Source organism: Acidovorax sp. Leaf78, assembly GCF_001422735.1.
GTDB lineage: Bacteria > Pseudomonadota > Gammaproteobacteria > Burkholderiales > Burkholderiaceae_C > Acidovorax.
On record NZ_LMLZ01000003.1, the window covers coordinates 81829 to 101191 of the forward strand.

Annotated in this window: 16 protein-coding genes; 14 read left to right on the plus strand and 2 right to left on the minus strand. The window is 68.8% G+C overall.

Annotated elements, in window-relative coordinates; genetic code table 11:
• The first annotated feature begins 74 nt into the window (after positions 1-74).
• The 13 genes from ASF16_RS04255 to ASF16_RS04315 all read left to right on the plus strand — a co-directional run bounded on the left by ASF16_RS04255 (position 75) and on the right by ASF16_RS04315 (position 16644).
• Positions 75-1721 carry a hypothetical protein gene (locus tag ASF16_RS04255; protein ID WP_056163214.1) on the plus strand — a complete coding sequence of 549 codons (1647 nt, stop codon included), beginning with the start codon at positions 75-77 and terminating at the stop codon, positions 1719-1721.
• Between the two features lie 13 nt (positions 1722-1734).
• Positions 1735-2676 carry a UPF0280 family protein gene (locus ASF16_RS04260; protein WP_056163217.1) on the plus strand — a complete coding sequence of 314 codons (942 nt, stop codon included), beginning with the start codon at positions 1735-1737 and terminating at the stop codon, positions 2674-2676.
• 27 nt (positions 2677-2703) lie between these two features.
• On the plus strand, positions 2704-3345 hold the full coding sequence (locus ASF16_RS04265; RefSeq protein ID WP_056163220.1) for an amino acid synthesis family protein: 642 nt from the start codon (positions 2704-2706) through the stop codon (positions 3343-3345).
• Positions 3346-3398: 53 nt separating this feature from the next.
• Positions 3399-3983: an amino acid synthesis family protein gene (locus ASF16_RS04270; protein WP_056163222.1), complete on the plus strand. Its 585-nt coding sequence runs from the start codon at positions 3399-3401 to the stop codon at positions 3981-3983.
• 78 nt (positions 3984-4061) lie between these two features.
• Positions 4062-5267 (plus strand): ABC transporter substrate-binding protein, encoded by a 1206-nt coding sequence (locus ASF16_RS04275; RefSeq protein WP_056163224.1) that lies wholly within the window; start codon positions 4062-4064, stop codon positions 5265-5267.
• A 229-nt stretch (positions 5268-5496) separates the two neighbouring features.
• On the plus strand, positions 5497-7404 hold the full coding sequence (locus tag ASF16_RS04280; RefSeq protein WP_056163228.1) for an ABC transporter permease: 1908 nt from the start codon (positions 5497-5499) through the stop codon (positions 7402-7404).
• A complete protein-coding gene (locus ASF16_RS04285) occupies positions 7401-8201 on the plus strand; it encodes an ABC transporter ATP-binding protein (RefSeq protein ID WP_056163231.1) in 801 nt (266 codons plus the stop codon). Before ASF16_RS04280 ends, ASF16_RS04285 begins: the two co-directional genes overlap by 4 nt.
• Positions 8202-8203: 2 nt before the next feature.
• The gene (locus tag ASF16_RS04290) at positions 8204-8959 is read left to right on the plus strand and encodes an ABC transporter ATP-binding protein (RefSeq protein WP_369817110.1); all 756 of its coding nucleotides are present in this window, start codon (positions 8204-8206) and stop codon (positions 8957-8959) included.
• Between the two features lie 72 nt (positions 8960-9031).
• Positions 9032-9757 (plus strand): bifunctional nicotinamidase/pyrazinamidase, encoded by a 726-nt coding sequence (gene pncA / locus ASF16_RS04295; protein WP_200926863.1) that lies wholly within the window; start codon positions 9032-9034, stop codon positions 9755-9757.
• A gap of 118 nt (positions 9758-9875) precedes the next feature.
• Complete coding sequence (locus ASF16_RS04300) at positions 9876-11048, plus strand: ABC transporter substrate-binding protein (protein WP_200926864.1); 1173 nt, start codon at positions 9876-9878, stop codon at positions 11046-11048.
• A gap of 195 nt (positions 11049-11243) precedes the next feature.
• Complete coding sequence (locus ASF16_RS04305; protein ID WP_056163234.1) at positions 11244-11735, plus strand: (2Fe-2S)-binding protein; 492 nt, start codon at positions 11244-11246, stop codon at positions 11733-11735.
• Positions 11732-15559, plus strand: a complete 3828-nt coding sequence (locus tag ASF16_RS04310) for a molybdopterin cofactor-binding domain-containing protein (protein WP_056163237.1) — start codon at positions 11732-11734, stop codon at positions 15557-15559. The genes ASF16_RS04305 and ASF16_RS04310 overlap by 4 nt, the downstream gene beginning before the upstream one ends.
• Positions 15560-15687: 128 nt before the next feature.
• Positions 15688-16644 (plus strand): SMI1/KNR4 family protein, encoded by a 957-nt coding sequence (locus tag ASF16_RS04315; RefSeq protein WP_235507256.1) that lies wholly within the window; start codon positions 15688-15690, stop codon positions 16642-16644.
• A 60-nt stretch (positions 16645-16704) separates the two neighbouring features.
• Here the strand turns inward: ASF16_RS04315 and ASF16_RS04320 are convergent, their stop codons facing one another.
• Positions 16705-17250, minus strand: a complete 546-nt coding sequence (locus tag ASF16_RS04320) for an EVE domain-containing protein (protein ID WP_082516739.1) — start codon at positions 17248-17250, stop codon at positions 16705-16707.
• Between the two features lie 185 nt (positions 17251-17435).
• Entirely contained in the window at positions 17436-17813 is a 378-nt protein-coding gene (locus ASF16_RS04325) for a VOC family protein (RefSeq protein ID WP_056163242.1), read from the minus strand.
• A 188-nt stretch (positions 17814-18001) separates the two neighbouring features.
• Between ASF16_RS04325 and ASF16_RS04330 the strand changes: the two genes are divergently transcribed.
• Positions 18002-19330 carry a flavin-dependent oxidoreductase gene (locus ASF16_RS04330; protein ID WP_056163245.1) on the plus strand — a complete coding sequence of 443 codons (1329 nt, stop codon included), beginning with the start codon at positions 18002-18004 and terminating at the stop codon, positions 19328-19330.
• The last annotated feature ends 33 nt before the right edge of the window (positions 19331-19363 follow it).

Below are 19363 nucleotides of genomic sequence, written 5' to 3' on the forward strand. Positions count from 1 at the left end.
TAAGTTAAGTGAATGCTACACAAAATGCAATGCGCGTACAAGCATTTGAAAAGATGCAATGAATGGGCTCCACGATGACTGAACACACCAAGACCGACGGGCTTCCAGGCATGGATGCGCCAGAGCTGCCGCAGGTGCTGGAGCGCGCCCGGCCGCGCAACGAGCGCATGAACGCCGCCAAGGTGGAGTGCAACGCGTGCCCGGTGCTGTGCCAGATATCGGAAGGCCGCGCCGGCGCGTGCGACCGCTATGCCAACCACGCCGGCGTGCTGGTGCGCGTGGACCCGGTGGTGCTGCTGCGCAAGACGCTGGAGGCGGGCGAAGTTGCGCTGGTGCCCTTCGCAGGCCGCTCGTCCGCGGCGGATGCCGACGCGCCGGTGGATGCCGCGGGCAGTACCGCCGAAGGTGCCGCCGCGCAGCCCGCCTGGAGCGGCGACCTTCTCTTGTCGGAAGAAGTGTTCGTCACCGGCGTGGGCTCGTCCACCACCTACCCCGACTACAAGCCCGCCCCTTTCATCGTGGGCTCCAAGGTCGATGGCGTGGACATGGTCACCGTGGTCACCGAGGGCATCTTCAGCTACTGCAGCTTCAAGGTGAAGATCGACACCGACCGCTTCCTCGGCCCCGAGCAGGCCAACGTGCGCTGCAAGGGCGAAGTGGTGGGCCACGTCACCACGGCCGAATACGGCTCGCAGATGCTGTCGCTCGGCGGCGTGCACCACCTCACGGGCGGCAGCAAGAAGGAAGGGCGCATCGCCAACGAGATGATGCAGCTCTTGGGCAACAAGCAGGCGGTGGAACTCACCATCGACGGCGGCTCGCAGCTCGTCATTCAGGCCGGGCAGGCGCCCATCGTCAACGGCGTGGCCGAGCAGCGCATGCGTGTGGGCTGCGGCTCCGCGGCCATCGGCATCTTCGCGCGCCAGTTCTTCGGCCAGGCCGACGAGGTGGTGGTGGTGGACGACCACATCACCGGCGTGCTCACCGAGCACCAGGCCGGCCGCTGCCTGGACATGAAGTCCTCGGGCATCCAGATGCGCGGGCGCAAGTCCACCCCGGGCCGCTACTTCCAGGTGGCCAATCCCGGCACGGGCTGGGGCGGCACCGACATCGCCGACCCTCTGTCCATCATCGAGGGCTGGGACGCATCGGTCGCGTGGCCGGGCCTGCGCCTGCTCATGACCTCCACCACGGGCGAGCACGCCAGCTGGTACGTGCTGAACGAATCGCTGGTGCCGGTGGAGGCCGAGATGCCCGATGCGGTGCGCCGCATCGTGGAGCGTATCGGCGAGAACTGCGAGCCCTCGCTCACCTCGGTGCTCTTCCTGGGCGGCGCGGGCGGCAGCCTGCGCGCGGGCGTGACGGAAAACCCCGTGCTGCTCACGCGCTCCATCAAGAACGCGCTGGTGAACGTGACCTGCGGCGGCGCACCCGCCTATGTGTGGCCCGGCGGCGGCATCACCGTGATGGCCGATGTGCTGCGCATGCCCGACAACAGCTTCGGCACTGTGCCCACCCCCGCCATCGTGGCGCCCATCGAGTTCAGCATGCGCCGCACCGACTACGAGGCCCTGGGCGGCCATGCCGAGCAGATCCGCAGCCTGCGCGAGGTGCTGGAGCACGGCGCGTGGCACAACGACGGCGCGCCGCAGGCACTGTCCTGGCAGGCACTGCCCGCTGCCAACCCCTGGCCGCTGGGCCGCCCGCCCCTGCTGGGCTGAACGGGCTCTTGTCATGCACGCCTGCCGCAACTTTCTGCCTGATGGCCGCTGGCACTTCCAGCACGGACCCATCGACCTGGTCATCCAGGCCGAGGGTGACCGCACCGCCGTGGCCGCTGCGCACGAGCGCGCCTGGCAGCGCTTCGAGGGCCTGTTGCAAGAGCTGGTGAACGAGCTGCCCGGCTTGCGCGCCCCGGTGGGTGAAACCACCTCCTTGCAGGGGGTGGTCGCGCAGCGCATGTGGCTGGCCTGCCACCCGTACCGCAAGGGCTTCATCACCCCCATGGCCGCCGTGGCCGGGGCGGTGGCGCAAGAGATCCTGGCGTGTTTTGCGCAGGACGGCATCGCGCGCGCCTGGGTCAACAACGGCGGCGACATCGCACTGCACCTCGCCCCCGGCCAGTCGGCCTCGGTGGGGGTGTATGCGGACATCGCCAGGCTCGATGCCGCCCAACTGCGCCACGGGCTGCTGCTGGACGGCCAACTGCGCATCAACAGCACCATGCCGGTGCGCGGCGTGGCCACCAGCGGTTGGCGCGGGCGCAGCCAGTCGCTGGGCATCGCCGACAGCGTCACGGTGCTCGCGCGCACCGCGGCCGAGGCCGACGCCGCCGCCACCGTGGTGGCCAACGCCGTGAACGTGCTGGACGAGCGCATCACCCGCATGCCCGCCTGGCTGGTGCGCGACGACAGCGACCTCGGTGCCATTCCCGTCACGGTGGATGTCCCGCCGCTGCCGCGTGCACAGGTGCTGCGCGCGCTGCACCAAGGGCTGCAAAAGGCGCAAGAATTGCAGTCCCGCGGGCTGATCTGGTGCGCGCTGCTCGCGTGCCAGGGCGAGTTCGCGGCCACCCGCATGCCCGAGGCAGCGCTGGCGGGGCTGCCCGCACGCACCGAAGGCCCGGCAGGCGCGGTGAGCGCGGTGCACGAAGAAGTTGGTTCAGTATTTGCTTAACGAATTCACAAGCCCACAGGCCATCCCATGATCCAGATACGACGCGTTTTCACCCACCTCGAGGACATCCGGCACGAGTTCGGTCCCGTGGCCGATGTGCCGCTGCTGCGGGGTGCCATCGGCGCGGTGCTGACCAACCCCTACGCCGGCCGCTACGAGGCCGACATCCTGCCCATGATGGAGGCGCTGCAGGACGTGGGCCTGGACATGGCGCAGCGCCTGCTCAAGGCCATGGGCGTGCCCGCCGAGCGCATCGAGACCTACGGCAAGGGCTCCATCGTGGGCGCGGCCGGCGAACTGGAGCACGGCGCGCTGTGGCATGTGCCGGGCGGCTACGCCATGCGCGAACTGCTGGGCTGGAAAGGCGACCGCAACGCCTACGCCAAGGGCCAGGCCGAAGAGAAGACGGGGCAGCCCGCCAACGCGCTGTCCATCGTGCCTTCCACCAAGAAGGTGGGCGGCCCGGGTGCTGCGCTCGACGTGCCGCTCACGCACATCAACGCCAGCTACGTGCGCAGCCACTTCGATGCCATGGAGGTGCGCGTGCCCGGCGCGCCGCTGGCCGACGAGATCGTCTTCATCCTGGCCATGACCACCGGCCCGCGCGTGCACGCCCGCGTGGGCGGTCTCAAGGCGCAGGACATCAGCCAGTGGAACGGCCTGCGCTAGGGTCCCGCACCACAACACGACCGCAACAGTACAAGAACCCAGGAGTACAAGACATGCCCGCCAAGATCCGGAAAATCATCGTGCAGACCGACGAAGTGCGTGTGGAGATGGGGCGCGACGTGCAGCCGCCCGTGCGCAAGGCCCTGGCCATGGCCGTCATCGAGAACCCGTTCGCCGGCCGCTACGCCGAGAACCTCGATGAGCTCACGGCCATCGGCGAAGAGTTGGGCGCGCTGCTCGGCCAGCGCTGCGTGTTGGCCCTGGGCATCGAGCCCGGCCAGGCGCACAGCTACGGCAAGGCCGCCATCGTGGGCGAGGCCGGCGAGCTGGAACACGCCGCAGCCATCCTCCACCCCAAGCTCGGCGCGCCGCTGCGCGTGGCGGTCGAAAAGGGGGCCGCCCTCGTGCCGTCCAGCAAGAAGATCGGCGGCCTGGGCACCGCCATCGATGTGCCCCTGGGCCACAAGGATGCCGCCTACGTGCGCAGCCACTTCGACGCCATGGAGGCCCGCGTGGCCGATGCGCCCCGCGCCAACGAGATCGTGGTCGCCATCGTCGTCACCGACAGTGGCCGGCCGCTGCCCCGCATCGGCGGCCTGCAGGTCTCCGACATCCAGGGCGTGGACGGCCTGCGCTGAATGCGCCGTACCGCACTACCATCTCCCCCGTTCCCGACCATCTCCCACACCCACCCTACCTTTTCCAGGAGTGTTCCCATGACGATGCGACAAAACCTCATGCGTGCCACGGCCGCAGCCGCGCTGGCCATCACGCTGGCCCCTGTGCACGCACAGGATGTCATCAAGATTGGTGAGATCAACAGCTACAAGGCGCAGCCCGCTTTCCTGGAGCCCTACAAGAAGGGCATGGAGCTGGCGGTGGACGAGATCAACGCATCGGGCGGCCTGCTGGGCAAGAAGGTGCAGTTGGTGATCCGCGACGACAACGCCAACCCGGGCGATGCCGTGCGCGTGGCCGAAGAGCTGGTCTCGCGCGAGAAGGTGGATGTGCTCACCGGCTCATTCCTGTCGCACATCGGCCTGGCGCTGACCGACTTCGCCAAGCAAAAGAAATTCTTCTTCCTGGCCAGCGAGCCGCTGACCGACAAGATCGTCTGGCAAAACGGCAACCGCTACACCTACCGCCTGCGTGCGTCCACTTACATGCAGGTCGCCATGATGGTGCCCGACGCGGTGGCGCTCAAGAAAAAGCGCTGGGCGCTGGTGTACCCCAACTACGAGTACGGCCAGTCGGCCGTGGCCACGTTCAAGCAACTGCTCAAGGCCGCGCAGCCTGATGTCGAGTTCGTCGTCGAGCAAGCGCCGCCGCTGGGCAAGGTCGATTCGGGCAGCGTGGTGCAGGCCCTGGCCGACGCCAAGCCCGATGCCATCTTCAACGTGCTGTTCGGTGCCGACCTGTCCAAGTTCGTGCGCGAAGGCAACACCCGTGGCCTGTTCAAGGACCGCGAAGTGGTCAGCCTGCTGACCGGCGAGCCCGAGTACATGGACCCGCTCAAGGACGAGGCCCCCAACGGCTGGATCGTCACCGGCTACCCCTGGTACGGCATCCAGACCCCTGAGCACAAGGCCTTCATGACGGCCTACCAGGGCAAGTTCAACGACTACCCGCGCCTGGGCTCCGTCGTGGGCTACAGCGCGATCAAGTCGCTGGCTGAAGGCATCAAGAAGGCCGGGTCGACCGACACCGAAAAACTCATCGTCGCGTTCAAGGGCCTGCAGGTGACCACACCGTTCGGTCGCGCCACCTACCGCGCCGAAGACAACCAGTCCACGATGGGCAGCTACGTGGGCCGCACCAAGAACGAAGGCGGCAAGGGCGTGATGGTGGATTACCGCTATGTGGACGGCGCCAAGGTGCAGCCGACCAACGAAGAAGTCAAGAAGCTGCGCGCGGCAGACTGAGTGCGCGTTCAACAGGCGGCCCCGCGCGGGCGCCTGCGATCGCCATCTCCCTGCCAGTGTGATCTGTAAAAAGCTGCACCACCGTTCACGCTGAGCTTGTCGAAGCGCTGCGAAGGGCTTCGACAAGCTCAGCCCGAACGGCTTGGGATGGCGCTGCGCGTTTGCCTCACCCACACCGCAGGCACCGACCTGCAGGGATGAACTTTGCCGTGACCCCGAAGGATCTGGAATGAGTTTTTCGAGTTTTATCGTTCAGCTGCTCAACGGATTGGCGGGCGCGTCCTCGCTGTTCCTCGTGGGCGCCGGGCTCTCGCTGATCTTCGGCGTCACGCGCATCGTGAACTTTGCGCACGGCTCGTTCTTCATGGTGGGCATCTACGTGGCCTATTCCATGGTGGCCAAGCTGGGCACGGGCCTCGCGTTCTGGCCTGCGCTGCTGCTGTCTGCCGTGGTGGTGGGCGCGCTCGGCGCGGTGGTCGAGGTGGTGCTGCTGCGCCGCATCTACAAGGCGCCCGAGCTCTTCCAGCTCCTGGCCACTTTCGCGCTGGTGCTGGTCATCAAGGATGCGGCGCTGTGGATCTGGGGCCCTGAAGAACTGCTCGGCCCGCGCGCGCCGGGCCTGTCGGGGTCGGTGGACATCCTGGGCCGCCAGTTCCCGTCGTACGACCTGTTCCTCATCGTCGTGGGCCCGGTGGTGCTGGGCCTGTTGTGGCTGCTGCTCACCCGCACCCGGTGGGGCACGCTGGTGCGCGCTGCCACGCAGGACCGCGAGATGGTCAGCGCGCTGGGCGTGAACCAGGCCTGGCTGTTCACGGCGGTTTTCGCGCTGGGCGCGCTGCTGGCGGGCCTGGGCGGCGCACTGCAGCTGCCGCGCGAGCCGGCCACGCTGGAGATGGACCTCAACACCATCGGCGCCGCCTTCGTGGTGGTGGTGGTGGGCGGCATGGGCTCCATTCCGGGGGCGTATGTCGCGGCGCTGCTCATTGCAGAAATCAAGGCCGTGTGTATCTGGCTCGGTGTGGTCGAAATCTTCGGCTACAGCGTCTCGTTCTCCAAGCTCACGCTGGTGGTCGAATTCCTCGTGATGGCCGTGGTGCTGGTGGTGCGCCCCTGGGGCCTCATGGGCCGCCCGCAGGCCGCCAGCCGCAATACCGGCCTGCCCGAGGCACCGCTGCGTGCGCCGGACCGCTGGTTCAAGATCGGCGGCATGGCGCTGCTGGCCGTGTTGGTGCTGTTGCCGATGCTCACGGCCGGCTCGCCCTACCTCACCGTGCTGTTCATCGACCTGTTGATCGCCGCGCTGTTCGCGGCCAGCCTGCACTTCATCATGGGGCCGGCGGGCATGCATTCGTTCGGCCATGCGGCGTACTTTGGCCTGGGGGCCTACGCGGCAGCGCTGCTGGTGCGCTCGGCCGGCATTCCGATGGAGCTGGCCCTGGTGGTGGCGCCGCTCGCGGCGGCCGCCGGTGCGCTTCTGTACGGCTGGTTCTGCGTGCGGTTGTCGGGCGTGTACCTGGCCATGCTCACGCTGGCCTTCGCGCAGATCACCTGGGCCATCTGCTACCAGTGGGACGGTTTCACCGGCGGCAGCAATGGCCTTACCGGCGTGTGGCCCGCGGCCTGGCTGTCGGACAAGCGCAACTACTACTACCTCACGCTCGCGCTGGTCGTGGGCGGCGTGCTGCTGCTGCGGCGCATCCTGTACTCGCCCTTCGGCTACGCGCTGCGGGCGGGGCGCGACTCGGTGCTGCGCGCGGATGCCATCGGCATCGACGTCAAGCGCATGCAGTGGACGGCCTTCGTCATCGCCGGGCTGTTCGCGGGCCTGGGCGGCGCGCTGTTCGCGTTCTCCAAGGGCAGTATCTCTCCCGAGACGCTGCACGTGGGCCGCTCGGTCGACGGCCTGGTGATGGTGCTGCTCGGCGGCATCCAGACCCTGGCCGGCCCCGTGGTGGGCGCGGTCACCTTCACCTGGCTGCACGACACCGTGGCGCGCAACACCGACTACTGGCGCGCCATGCTGGGCGCCATCATCCTCATCCTGGTGCTGCTCTTCCCGCAGGGCATTGCAGGCGCCATCAAGCAGGTCTTCGACAACCGGCGCGAAGCCAAGAACATGAAGGAGGGCCAGGCATGAGCCTGCTCAAAGTCACGGGCCTGGGCAAGTCGTTCGGCGGCGTCAAGGCGGTGGATGGCATCCACTTCGAGCTGGCCGCGGGCGAGCTGCTGGCGCTCATCGGCCCCAACGGCGCCGGCAAGTCCACCACCTTCAACATGGTCAACGGCCAGCTGCCGGCCGACGTGGGCTCCATCCAGCTCGACGGCCAGGAGCTGGTGGGCCGAAAGCCCCGCGACATCTGGCGCATGGGCGTGGGCCGCACCTTCCAGATCGCCGAGACCTTCGCCTCGCTCACCGTGGTGGAGAACGTGCAGATGGCGCTGATCTCCAGCGACAGCCGCCTGTTCTCGATGTGGCGCAAGGCCGCGGACCACAAGCGCGACGAGGCGCTGGCGCTGCTCGACCAGGTGGGCATGAAGTCCCAGGCCGACCGCCCCTGCAGCGTGCTGGCCTATGGCGACGTCAAGCGCGTGGAGCTGGCCATCGCCATGGCCAACAGCCCGAAGCTGTTGCTCATGGACGAGCCCACCGCCGGCATGGCGCCCAAGGAGCGCAACGAACTGATGGCGCTGACCAAGCAGCTCGTGATCGACCGCGGCATGGCCGTGCTGTTCACCGAGCACAGCATGGACGTGGTGTTCGCGTACGCCGACCGCATGATCGTGCTGGCGCGCGGGCGCCTCATCGCCGAGGGCAAGCCCCTGGAGCTGCGCGACCACCCCAAGGTGCAGGAGGTCTACTTCGGCACCGGCAAGACCTTCGAGAAGAAAACAGCAGCAGCGGCCGCAGCGGCCCCGTCTGCGGAGACGGCATGACCATGACCATGACCATGACGAGCAGCGCAACGAACGAAGTTCTCCTCAAGGCCCAGGGCCTGCAGGCCTGGTACGGCGCCGCGCAGATCCTGTACGACGTCGACCTGGAAGTGCGCCGCGGCGAGGTCGTGGCGCTGATGGGCCGCAACGGCGCGGGCAAGTCCACCACGCTCAAGACGCTGATGGGCATGCTCGCCAAGCGCAAAGGCAGCATCCAGTTCATGGGCAAGGACCTGTCCAAGAGCGACCCGCACGACGCGGCCCGCCTGGGCCTGGGCTTCGTGCCCGAAGACCGGCGCGTGTTCACCGACCTCACGGTGATGGAGAACCTGGAGGTAGGCCGCCAGCCCGCGCGCCACTGGCCCGACGGCACGGCCGCGCCGGTGTGGACGCCCGAGCGCCTGTTCAAGCTCTTCCCCAACCTGGGCGAGATGCCCCAGCGCCCCGGCGGCCGCATGAGCGGTGGCGAGCAGCAGATGCTGACCGTGGCCCGCACGCTCATGGGCAACCCGTACCTGGTGCTGCTCGATGAGCCTTCCGAAGGCGTGGCGCCTGTGATCGTGGAGCAGATGGCGCAGATGATCCTGGAGCTCAAGGAGCAGGGCGTGAGCATCCTGCTGTCCGAGCAGAACATGCATTTTGCCGAGCTGGTCTCCGACCGCGCCTATGTGCTGGAGAAGGGCCAGATCCGCTACCAGGCCACGATGGCCGAACTGGCGGCCAACGAAGAGGTGCGCAGGGCCTACCTCAGCGTGTGAAGCGAATCCCCGGCGGTGGCCCCACCGGGCCGCCGCCGATGTGTCAGTGCGTTCCCAACCGGAGTGATCACCATGCCAACTGCACTGCGTCGTCGCCTTCTTCTCCAATCGGCCGCGTTCACCGTGGCCGGAGTCTGCCTTCCCACCGCGTGGGCGGCGGGCAAGATCAAACCCGGCGAGCGCGCAGCGCTCATCGTGGTGGATGTGCAGAACTGCTTCGTGCCGGGTGGCACCTTGCCGGTGGCCCAGGGCGACGAGGTGGTGCCGGTCATCAACCGCATCGCCACCGCCTTCGAGAACGTGGTGGTCACGCAGGACTGGCACACGCAGGGCCACGCGTCGTTTGCCAGCAGCCATGCGGGCAAGAAGCCGTTTGAAACCGCCAAGCTCAGCTACGGCCCGCAGGTGCTGTGGCCCGACCACTGCGTGCAGGGCACCGACGACGCAGCGCTGCACAAGGACCTCAAGGTCCCGCAGGCGCAGGTGATCTTGCGCAAGGGCTTCCACCAGCATGTGGACAGCTACTCGGCATTCGAAGAAGCGGACCGCAAGACGTCCACGGGCCTGGCGGGGTACCTCAAGCAGCGCGGCATCCGGGCGGTGTTCGTCACCGGTCTGGCCACCGACTTCTGCGTGGCCTGGACGGCGCTCGACGCCAGGCGCCTGGGCTTTGAGACCTATGTGGTCGAGGACGCCTGCCGCGCCATCGACCTCAACGGCTCGCTCGCAGCCGCCTGGAAAAACATGGCAGCGAAAGGCGTCAAGCGCATTCAGTCCAGCGATATCGAGGTCGCGTAAGGCCGTCCCACCGGAGCACACGGCACCCGGTTAGACGGATTCACAACACACCGCAGAAAGTGTTGCAAAGCCCCTCTGATTAAAGGGAAGATTGCGCCTTTGATGTAAGGAGCGTTTCATGAAGTTTCGTGGGATGGAGGAAGGGCGCATCGACCGCCGGGTGGTGCTCGCAAGCCTGGGCGCCGCCGCTCTGGCAGGGGCGGGGCCGGCCGCCGCCGAGACCGGAGTGACGGACTCCCGCATCAAGGTGGGGCAGTCGGCCGTGTTCACCGGGCCTGCCAAGGATTTCGGGGTGGACTACAAGGCCGGCATCGCGCTGGTCTTCGACAAAGTCAACAAAAGCGGCGGCGTGCAGGGCCGCACGCTCGAGCTGGTGTCGCACGACGACGCCTACGACCCCAAGAAGACGGCCGAGAACACCGCCAAGCTGATCGACGAGGACAAGGTCTTCGCGCTGATCGGCTACGTGGCCACGGGCAACCTCATCGCCGCCATGCCGCTGGCCGAAAAGGCGGGCGTGCCCATGTTCGCGCCGCTGGTGGGCACCACGTCGTTTCGCACAACGCACAACCGCTATTTGTTCCACGTGCGCGCCAGCTACGAGACCGAGCTGCGCAAGATCGTGGGCCACCTGGCCACGCTGGGCATCACCAACATCGCGGTCATCTACCAGAACAGCGCGTTCGGCAAGTCCAACCTCGACACCTGCCTGCAGATCGCGCAGGGCCTGAAGGTCAAGGTGGTCGAGTCCGTGCCCATGGAGATCGCCGCCACCGACGCCAAGGCGCAGGTCGCCACGCTCACCAAGGCCCAGCCCGGCGCGGTGGTGATGATCATGGCCGGCAAGATGGTGGAGGTCTTCCTGCGCGACTACCGCGCGGCGGGCGCCGCGTCGCCGCTGTACACCATCTCGGTGGGCATCACCGATGCGCCGGGCTCGGCGCAGCGCCTGAACGGCGGCATCGAAGGCCTGGTCACGGCGAGCATCGTGCCGTCGCCACAGGCCAGCCGCATGCCCATCGTGGTGGACTACCGCAAGGACCGCACCGACGCGGGCGAGAAGATCGACAGCTACACCATGCTGGAGGGTTACATCGCCGCGCGCGTGTTCGTGGAAGGCCTCAAGCGCGCGGGCCGCAACCTCACGCGCGACGGTTTCATCAAGGCGCTGGAAGACATGGGCACGACCAAGATCGGCGACTTTCCGCTGCAGTACGGCCCCACCAACCACAACGGCTCGAACTTCGTGGACCTGGAGATGTACACGCGCACCGGAGCGCTCAAGCGCTAAGGATATGGTGCAACCCCCTGTGGCGCTTCGCGCCTTCCCCCTTCTCTCGCATTGCTGCGCAATGCGGGAAGGGGGACGCCGCCAGCGGGGCGGGGCGGCCCTTCCGCGGCGGCCCCTGACTTGGGCTGCGTCAGTGTCGTACGTCGCTGACGCAGCAACCGTGTCTTTCGTCCGAAGTAAACAACCATCCAGCAAATGCAGTTAGTCGCTGTTGTCAACGGCCAGCCCTGCCCCCTGCCTGCGGCCACGTCCGGCAGCGCCACGCTGCTGCACGTGCTGCGCAACGACCTGGCGCTCAACGGCCCCAAGTACGGCTGCGGGCTGGGGCAGTGCGGGGCGTGCACGGTGCTGGTGGACGGCGTGGCCGCGCGGGCCTGCGTGATTCCGGCGCAGGGCGTGGCAGGGCGTGAGGTGACCACGCTGGAGGGCCTGCCCGCGCGCTGCGGCACTGCGGCGGGGCGCCACCCGGTGCAGCAGGCCTTCATCGACGAGCAGGCCGCGCAGTGCGGCTACTGCCTGAACGGCATGGTCATGATGGCCGTGGCGCTGCTGGAGCGAAACCCCCACCCCGACGAGGCCGCCATCCGCCGCGAGCTGTCGGCCAACCTGTGCCGCTGCGGCACGCATGTGGAGATCATCCGCGCCGTGCAGCGCGCGGCGGTGTTGATGCAGGAGGCCAGGGCATGAGCACGCCGCCCGCCAGCACTGCGCCGCTGCGCGCCCACACGCCGCTGACCCGCGCCGACTTCCACGCGGCCGACGGCGTGCTGCTGGTGGTGCGCAACCCGCCGCCCGCGCCGCCGCCGGTCAAGGGCCAGCCCGCGCTGGTGGCCGGCAACCCGGCCGAGGGCGTCGAAATACTGATCGCCGTGTGGGACGACGGCAGCGTGACCGCGCTCAACGGCCATGTGGACCTGGGCACCGGCATCCGCACGGCGCTGGCGCAGATCGTGGCCGAAGAGCTGGACGTGGACCTGGCCCGGGTGAACATGGTGCTGGGCGACACCACGCGCGCGCCCAACCAGGGCGCCACCATCGCAAGCGCCTCCATCCAGATCCACGCCAAGCCGCTGCGCCTTGCCGCAGCGCAGGCGCGCCACTGGCTGGTGGCCCGCGCTGCAGCGCGCCTGAACGTGCCGGCGGACGCGCTGCAGGTGTCGGGCGGCGTGGTGCAGCTGGCGGCCGACTCCGCGCAGCAGTTGCGCTACGGCGACCTGCTGGCGGGCCAGCACACGGTGCTGGAGCTGGCCGACGCCACACCCACCAAACCCACGGCCGACTACCGCGTGGTCGGCCAGTCGGTGCCGCGCGTGGACATCCCTGCCAAGGTCAGCGGCGAGCTGGTCTTTGTGCACGACATGCGCGTGCCCGGCATGCTGCACGGCCGCGTGGTGCGCCCGCCGTATGCGGGGGCCGACCATGGCGACTTCATCGGCAACACGCTGGCATCGGTGGACCAGGCGTCCATCGCGCACATCGCCGGCATCCGCGCGGTGGTGGTGATCCGCGACTTCGTGGGCATCGTCGCCGAGCGCGAGGAGCAGGCCGAGCAGGCCCTGCGCGAGCTGCGCGTGCACTGGAAGGACTGGCCCGGCTTTCCGCGCCAGGACAGCCCCGAGGCCATCGCCCAGGCCATCCGCGCCAACCCGGCCACACAGCGCCGCCTGGTGGAGGAAGGCGATGTGGACGCAGCCCTGGCCGCGGCCGACCAGCCCATGCCGCGCACCTACGTGTGGCCCTACCAGATGCACGCGTCCATCGGCCCGTCGTGCGCGGTGGCCGAGTGGCGGGCGCAGGATGGCACCGGTCGCCCGCGCATGACCGTGTGGGCCGGCACGCAGAACCCGCACGTGCTGCGCGCCGACCTGGCCCGCCTCATGGGCATGGGCGATGTGGACATCGACCTCATCCGCATGGAGGCCGCAGGCTGCTACGGCCGCAACGGTGCCGACGATGTGGCGGCCGACGCCGCGCTGTTGTCGCGCGCCGTGGGCGCCCCGGTGCGGGTGCAGCTCACGCGCGAGCAGGAGCATTTGTGGGAGCCCAAGGGCACCGCGCAGCTCATGCAGGTGCGTGGCGGGCTCAACGCCGATGGCTCGGTGGCAGCGTACGACTTCGAGACCTCTTACCCGTCCAACGGCGCGCCCACGCTGGCCCTGCTGCTCACCCGCACCATCGAGCCCGTGGCCCAGGCCTACGAGATGGGCGACCGCACCGCACGCCCGCCTTATCAGTACGACAACCTGCGCGTGGCGGTCAACGACATGCCGCCCATCGTGCGCGCATCGTGGCTGCGGGGCGTGTCCGCGCTGCCCAACTCCTTTGCGCACGAATCGTATGTGGACGAACTGGCCACCGCCGCCGGCGTGGACCCGGTGGCCTTTCGCCTGCAGCTGCTGAACGACCCGCGCGCGGCCGAGCTGGTGCAGGCCACGGCCGAGAAGGCCGGCTGGGTTCGCCGCACCGGCCCGCAGCAGCGTGAGCTGGACGGTGGCAGCGATGGCGACTGGGTGCAGGGCCAGGGCTTTGCGTACGCCCGCTACATCCACAGCAAGTGGCCCGGCTTCGGCGCGGCCTTGGCCGCCTGGGTGGCCGATGTCGAGGTCAACAAGCGGACCGGCGAGGTGCATGTGCGCCGCGTGGTCGTGGGGCACGACGCGGGCCTCATGGTCAACCCGGCGGGCGTGGAGCAGCAGGTGCACGGCAACGTGCTGCAGACCACCAGCCGCGCGCTCAAGGAGCAGGTGACGTTCGAGCCCGTGAAGCAGGCCGTGGACAACCGCGAATGGGGCAGCTACCCCATCCTGAGCTTTCGCGAAGTGCCCGTCATCGAGGTCATGCACATGCCCCGGCAGGACGAGGCGCCGCTGGGCTCGGGCGAGTCGTCCTCGGTGCCCGGCACGGCGGCCATTGCCAACGCGATCTTCGACGCCACGGGCGTGCGGTTTCGGGCGCCCCCGTTCACGCCCGAGGTCGTGCGTGCGGGCTTGAACCCCCTCACCGCGGCGGCCGAGGCCGCAGGCCGCGGGCGGCCCGGCGACGAGGGTGGCACGCCCACCCCGCCGGCCGACGTGCTGCCCACGCTGGAGCTGCCGGCACCTGCCGTGCCCGCCACCGCCACCTGGCCGCGCCGGCGCAGCCTGTGGGCGCGCGGCGGCGCACTGCTGGCTGGCGGGATCGCCCTGGGCGCCGCACTGCTGGGCTGGCGCCCGTCCATCGCGCCCGTGGTGCAGACCGCGGGCGGGGCCGCGGTGTACAACGCCGCCACCATCGAACGCGGCCGCCTGCTGGCCGCTGCAGGCGACTGCGTGGTCTGCCACACGGCGCCCGGCGGCACGCCCAACACCGGCGGGCGCGGCATGGAGACGCCGTTCGGCACCGTCTACACCACCAACCTCACACCCGACGCCGAGACCGGCATCGGCCAGTGGTCGTTCAGCGCGTTCCAGCGCGCCATGCGCGAAGGCATCTCGCGCGACGGCAAGCATCTGTACCCCGCGTTCCCGTACACCGCGTTCGCGAAGATGGGCGACGACGACCTCACCGCGCTGTACGCCTACCTGATGGCGCAGCCTGCGGTGCGCGCGGAGGTGCCCAAGACCGACCTGGCCTTTCCGTTCAGCGTGCGCCCGCTCATGGCCGGCTGGAACGCGCTGTTCCACGACGCCACGCCGTTCAAGCCCGACTCCACGCGCCCGCCCGAGTGGAACCGCGGCGCTTACCTGGTGCAGGGCGTGGGCCACTGCGGCGCCTGCCACACGCCGCGCAATGCGATGGGTGCAGAAATGGGTGGTGCCGCCTTCCTGTCGGGCGCGATGGTGGATGGGTGGGAAGCGCCCGCGCTCACCGCCTTGTCCAAGGCCCCTGTGCCGTGGAGCGCCGAGTCGCTCTACAGCTACCTGCGCCACGGCCACAGCGCGCAGCACGGCAGCGCCTCGGGCCCGATGGCGCCCGTGGTGCGCGAGTTGGCGCACCTGCCGGACGGCGACATCCGCGCCATGGCGAGCTATCTCGCGTCCTTCCAGCCGGTGACCGAGCCGGCAACGACCAAAGCCACCGCAGCCAACTCAGCCAGCGGATCAGCTGCAGCCCATGTGGCCGTCGCCGCGAACACGGATGCAGCCCAGACCCGCGCCACCGCCGCCGTGGCCCAGGCCGCCGCACTCGCACCCCAGCCCGGCCAGGCGCAGCGCCTGTTCAACGGCGCCTGCGCCGCCTGCCACCACGACGGCGACGGCCCGAAGCTGCTGGGCGTGAACATTCCGCTCGCGCTCAACAGCAACCTGCACAGCGACCGGCCCGACAACCTGCTGCAGGTCATCGTGCACGGCATCCGCGAACCCGCCGCGCGCGACATCGGCTTCATGCCCGCGTTCGGCCACGCACTCAGCGATGCGCAGGTCACCGAGCTGGCGCACTACATGCGCCAGCGCTACGCGCCGGGCCGGCCCGCGTGGAGCGATGTGCCTGAGGCGCTGGCGCGCGTACGGGCGGGGCCTGCGCATCCTTGATGTACGGCTTTGCATGGCCTGGCGCTTGCTGAATCAGCGCCAGGCGCTATTAAAAAGATAGCGTCAGTGGCGCATGCACCTGCATGTCCACACGTCTGCAGGCCGGCCGGGCAAGGCTACGATGCCGCATGACTGTGCCAACGACTCCACCACACCCTGCCGCAGCTGTCGCAGCTGATGCGGCCTTCGCCAATGCCGACGCGCTCGATGACTTGGCCACCCAGGTGGGCATCGAAGTACCCGCCCTGTTGCGCGCCTTGGTTGCCGCTGGCGCCACTTTCTACGGCCCCGACTGGCCTGGGCAGTGGCGCACGCTGTGCCTGACGCAGCCGCCGGCCTTCATCAGCTGCGAGGATTTCGAGTGGATGGATGCGCAAGAGCGCGCAGACGCGGCGCAGGAATGGCTGCACGCAGCCGCGCAGGGTGGTCGCAGGTTTCTCCCCTTCGCCCAGAACGGCGCGGGCGACGCGTATTGCCTGACCCTGGGCGTTAATGCACTACCCCACACAGTGGCGCCGGTCGCCCTGGTGCCCCACGACGATGACGAGGCGATGGTGCTGCACGCCAGCTTCGACGACTTTGCTGCCGCGATGCTGCTGCAGTCCATGGCCGACCTCAGCCACCAGATGGACGAGTTCTCGCTGGAAGAAGCCGTTACCCAAACCCGCCTTGATGTCGCGTGCACATCTGCGCTGATGCTTGCCGACAGCGCTGAACGCCTGCAGGCGATGGCCGGGCAAGCGCCGCAGCAGCAATCAGTGCAGGACGGGCCGCGTGCGCGGCCGCGCGACGTGTGGGCGCTGATCTCGCCACAGCAACTGGCGCAGGAACTGGAGCGGCTGCCGGATGCGCAGGCAGCGCCGCTGCGGTTTTCAGTGGTGCCCCGCTGGGAACTTCGATCTGCCCCTGCGCAGGAGGTGAACGCGCCGACCGCCGTGCAAAGCCCCGCTGCGCTAACATGGCAATCGCTGGCAGCGGACCCGGCCACGCGTCGGCAGGCCATCCGCGCCTACCAGGCAGAGTTCGGCGGCGACCTGCCCACCGCCAAGGCCGCGGTGGATGCGCTCAACCCACTGTCGCGCTAGATGGCGTTGGAACCTGATAAAAAATGCCGCTACCGCTCCATGGCCGGGCGCTAGCAGCTATCAAAAATGTAGCAATTGCTCCGACGCCCCCATCGCCAGTGCAATCACGCGCATATCGTGGTCGCTGATGGCAAACAGCCCGAAGCGAAACTTCGCGCCCCAGCGCTGGAGGTCTTCCACAAACTCCAGTTGCGCCAGCAGCGGGCGAATGGGTGCCTCGAGGGCGTCCGGCACATAGGCCACATCCTTGCGGTAGGGCACAAAGCCGCTGCCCATGTCGAACGCGTACGCCGCGCCCGGCAGCACCGTGCCGATGGAGACGAACGCCTGCACCCGGTCCGACCCGCCCATCGTCAGCGCGGAGGCGTAGTAGGCCACCCGGTCACCCGCCTGCACGCGCTGCAGTGGCGCCACCTTGCCGTGGCACACCTGCATGTAGCCCGCGCCGGGCACGGCGCAGCCCCGGCGCGCATGCTCGGCACTGGCCACGGCGATCCAGTTGCGGGGCGAGTGCAGCTGCTTTTCGGTGTTCGGCTCAGCGGCCTGCCGCGATGGCCGTGCGATGCCGGTGATCACGGGCGCATCTGCCCACAGTGCGTGCTGCATGGCGCGCTCCTTTTTTGGTGTGTGGTGTTGTTATCGTTGCGGCGGTCGCATGGGCTTTCGAGCCGCCTCTGGCCTGCGATGCGAGCGCAGCGCCTACCAGCGCACCCGTGGATCCGGCTTCGCCGGTCCACCGGGTGCGTCCCCCCTCCGGGGGGAAGACGCCGCCAGGCGGCTCAGGGGGGAGCCTATTCCGCGGCGTGCAGGCCCACGCGGTTGCCGTCCAGGTCGTGGATCTGCGCAAAGAACCCCATGCCTGGCGGCAGGGCCGTGCGCGGTACGGCCACGCGGCCGCCCTCTGCCACGGCGCGCTCCAGGGCGGCGTCGAGCGATGGCGATGCGTCCAGGTACACCAGCGTGCCGCCGTCCGACACACGCGGGGCCGTGGGGCCTTGCATCAGCGCGCCGCCCACGCCGTCGGCAGCGTTGTCGTACGGAAAGACGGCGCCTTCGCTCGGCCCCATGTTTTCGCGGCGCATGGCTTGGCCGAGCACGGCCTCGTAAAAGGCCTGGGCGCGGTCCAGTTGGGTGGTGGGGATCTCAAACCAGGCGATAGCGTTCTTCATGACAGGGCTCCATCTATGTGCCGACAGGCACGTGTTGTTGTTGAAGCCCTGATGGTGCTTGGGGGGTACTGACAACGGCATGTCAGTAGCGTTCAGCAGCCTTGGCTGGGTGCGCCAGTTGCGCGCCGCCGGAGTCCGCTGGCCATGACGCAATCCTTCCGGGCACTCTCTGCAGGGACAATATCGTTATGTCCGGTAATGTTTCACCCCCATCTTCTTCCCGCCCCGTCCTCATTGCCGGTGGCGGCATCGGCGGCATGGCCACCGCCCTCACACTGCACCAGATCGGCGTGCCCTGCGTCGTGTTCGAATCGGTGCCCGAGCTGCAGCCGCTGGGCGTCGGCATCAACCTGCAGCCCAATGCCGTGCGCGAGCTGCACGACCTGGGGTTCGGCAACGAGGTGCTGGACACCATCGGCCTGCAGGCACGCGAATGGGCGCTGGTGGGCCGCAACGGCAGCGAGATCTACGCCGAGCCCCGCGGCCTGCAGGCCGGCTACCGCTGGCCGCAGTACTCGGTGCACCGGGGGCAGCTGCAGATGCTGCTGTTCAACGCGGTCAAAGACCGCCTGGGCGACGGTGCCGTGCGGCTGGGCCAGCGGGTGACGGGCTACCGGCAGGATGCCGATGGCGTCACGGCCTTGGTCGAGACCCGCAGCGGTGAACGCCTGAAAGTGCCGGGGGCGCTGCTGATCGCGGCCGACGGCCTGCACTCGGCCGTGCGCGCGCAGATGCACCCCGCGCAGCCGCCCATCCAGTGGGGCGGCGCCATCATGTGGCGCGGTACCACGCCCGGGGTGCCGGTGCGCACCGGCGCGTCTTTTGTGGGTGTGGGCTCGCTGCGCCACCGCGTGGTGTTCTACCCGATCTCGCCGCCTGACCCGGTCACCGGCCTGGCCACCATCAACTGGATCGCCGAGATCACGGTGGACAACCAGGGCGGCTGGCAGCAGGGCGACTGGAACCGGCGCGTGGCGCTCGAGGAGTTCATCCACCACTTCGAGGGCTGGAACTACAGCTGGCTGGATGTGCCGGCGATGCTGCGCGGCGCGACGGACATCTTCGAATACCCCATGATCGACCGCGACCCCGTGTCCACCTGGGTGGATGGCCGTGTGGCCCTGCTGGGCGATGCGGCGCACGTGATGTACCCCGTGGGCTCCAACGGTGCGAGCCAGGCCATCGTGGACGCCCGAGTGCTGGGCGCGCAGATGCTTGCGCAGGGCGTGGGCCCCCAGGCCCTGCGCGCCTACGACGACAAGCTCTGCCAGGACATCTCCGCGCTGGTGCTGCGCAATCGGGGGTCGGGCCCCTTCGGCCTGCTGGGGCTGGTGGACGAGCGCTGCGGCGGCGTCTTCGACAACATCGACGACGTGCTGCCGCGCGAAGAGCGCGAGGCCTTCATGGCGCGCTACAAGCAGGCGGCAGGCTTTGCGATCGAGACGCTGAATGCGGCGCCGCCCACCATCGCGCCGGGCCAGCGTGTGGCGGGGGCTGGTGGGCAGCCTGTGGCGTGAGGGCGGTGATCCCAGCGGGGTTCTGTCAACGCT

Excerpts from the sequence above, each read along its gene's own strand:
- ASF16_RS04255 (WP_056163214.1), top strand. The coding sequence starts at position 75 with ATGACTGAACACACCAAGACCGACGGGCTTCCAGGCATGGATGCGCCA.
- ASF16_RS04260 (WP_056163217.1), top strand. The coding sequence starts at position 1,735 with ATGCACGCCTGCCGCAACTTTCTGCCTGATGGCCGCTGGCACTTCCAG.
- ASF16_RS04265 (WP_056163220.1), top strand. The coding sequence starts at position 2,704 with ATGATCCAGATACGACGCGTTTTCACCCACCTCGAGGACATCCGGCAC.
- ASF16_RS04270 (WP_056163222.1), top strand. The coding sequence starts at position 3,399 with ATGCCCGCCAAGATCCGGAAAATCATCGTGCAGACCGACGAAGTGCGT.
- ASF16_RS04275 (WP_056163224.1), top strand. The coding sequence starts at position 4,062 with ATGACGATGCGACAAAACCTCATGCGTGCCACGGCCGCAGCCGCGCTG.
- ASF16_RS04280 (WP_056163228.1), top strand. The coding sequence starts at position 5,497 with ATGAGTTTTTCGAGTTTTATCGTTCAGCTGCTCAACGGATTGGCGGGC.
- ASF16_RS04285 (WP_056163231.1), top strand. The coding sequence starts at position 7,401 with ATGAGCCTGCTCAAAGTCACGGGCCTGGGCAAGTCGTTCGGCGGCGTC.
- ASF16_RS04290 (WP_369817110.1), top strand. The coding sequence starts at position 8,204 with ATGACCATGACCATGACGAGCAGCGCAACGAACGAAGTTCTCCTCAAG.
- pncA (WP_200926863.1), top strand. The coding sequence starts at position 9,032 with ATGCCAACTGCACTGCGTCGTCGCCTTCTTCTCCAATCGGCCGCGTTC.
- ASF16_RS04300 (WP_200926864.1), top strand. The coding sequence starts at position 9,876 with ATGAAGTTTCGTGGGATGGAGGAAGGGCGCATCGACCGCCGGGTGGTG.
- ASF16_RS04305 (WP_056163234.1), top strand. The coding sequence starts at position 11,244 with ATGCAGTTAGTCGCTGTTGTCAACGGCCAGCCCTGCCCCCTGCCTGCG.
- ASF16_RS04310 (WP_056163237.1), top strand. The coding sequence starts at position 11,732 with ATGAGCACGCCGCCCGCCAGCACTGCGCCGCTGCGCGCCCACACGCCG.
- ASF16_RS04315 (WP_235507256.1), top strand. The coding sequence starts at position 15,688 with ATGACTGTGCCAACGACTCCACCACACCCTGCCGCAGCTGTCGCAGCT.
- ASF16_RS04320 (WP_082516739.1), bottom strand. The coding sequence starts at position 17,250 with ATGCAGCACGCACTGTGGGCAGATGCGCCCGTGATCACCGGCATCGCA.
- ASF16_RS04325 (WP_056163242.1), bottom strand. The coding sequence starts at position 17,813 with ATGAAGAACGCTATCGCCTGGTTTGAGATCCCCACCACCCAACTGGAC.
- ASF16_RS04330 (WP_056163245.1), top strand. The coding sequence starts at position 18,002 with ATGTCCGGTAATGTTTCACCCCCATCTTCTTCCCGCCCCGTCCTCATT.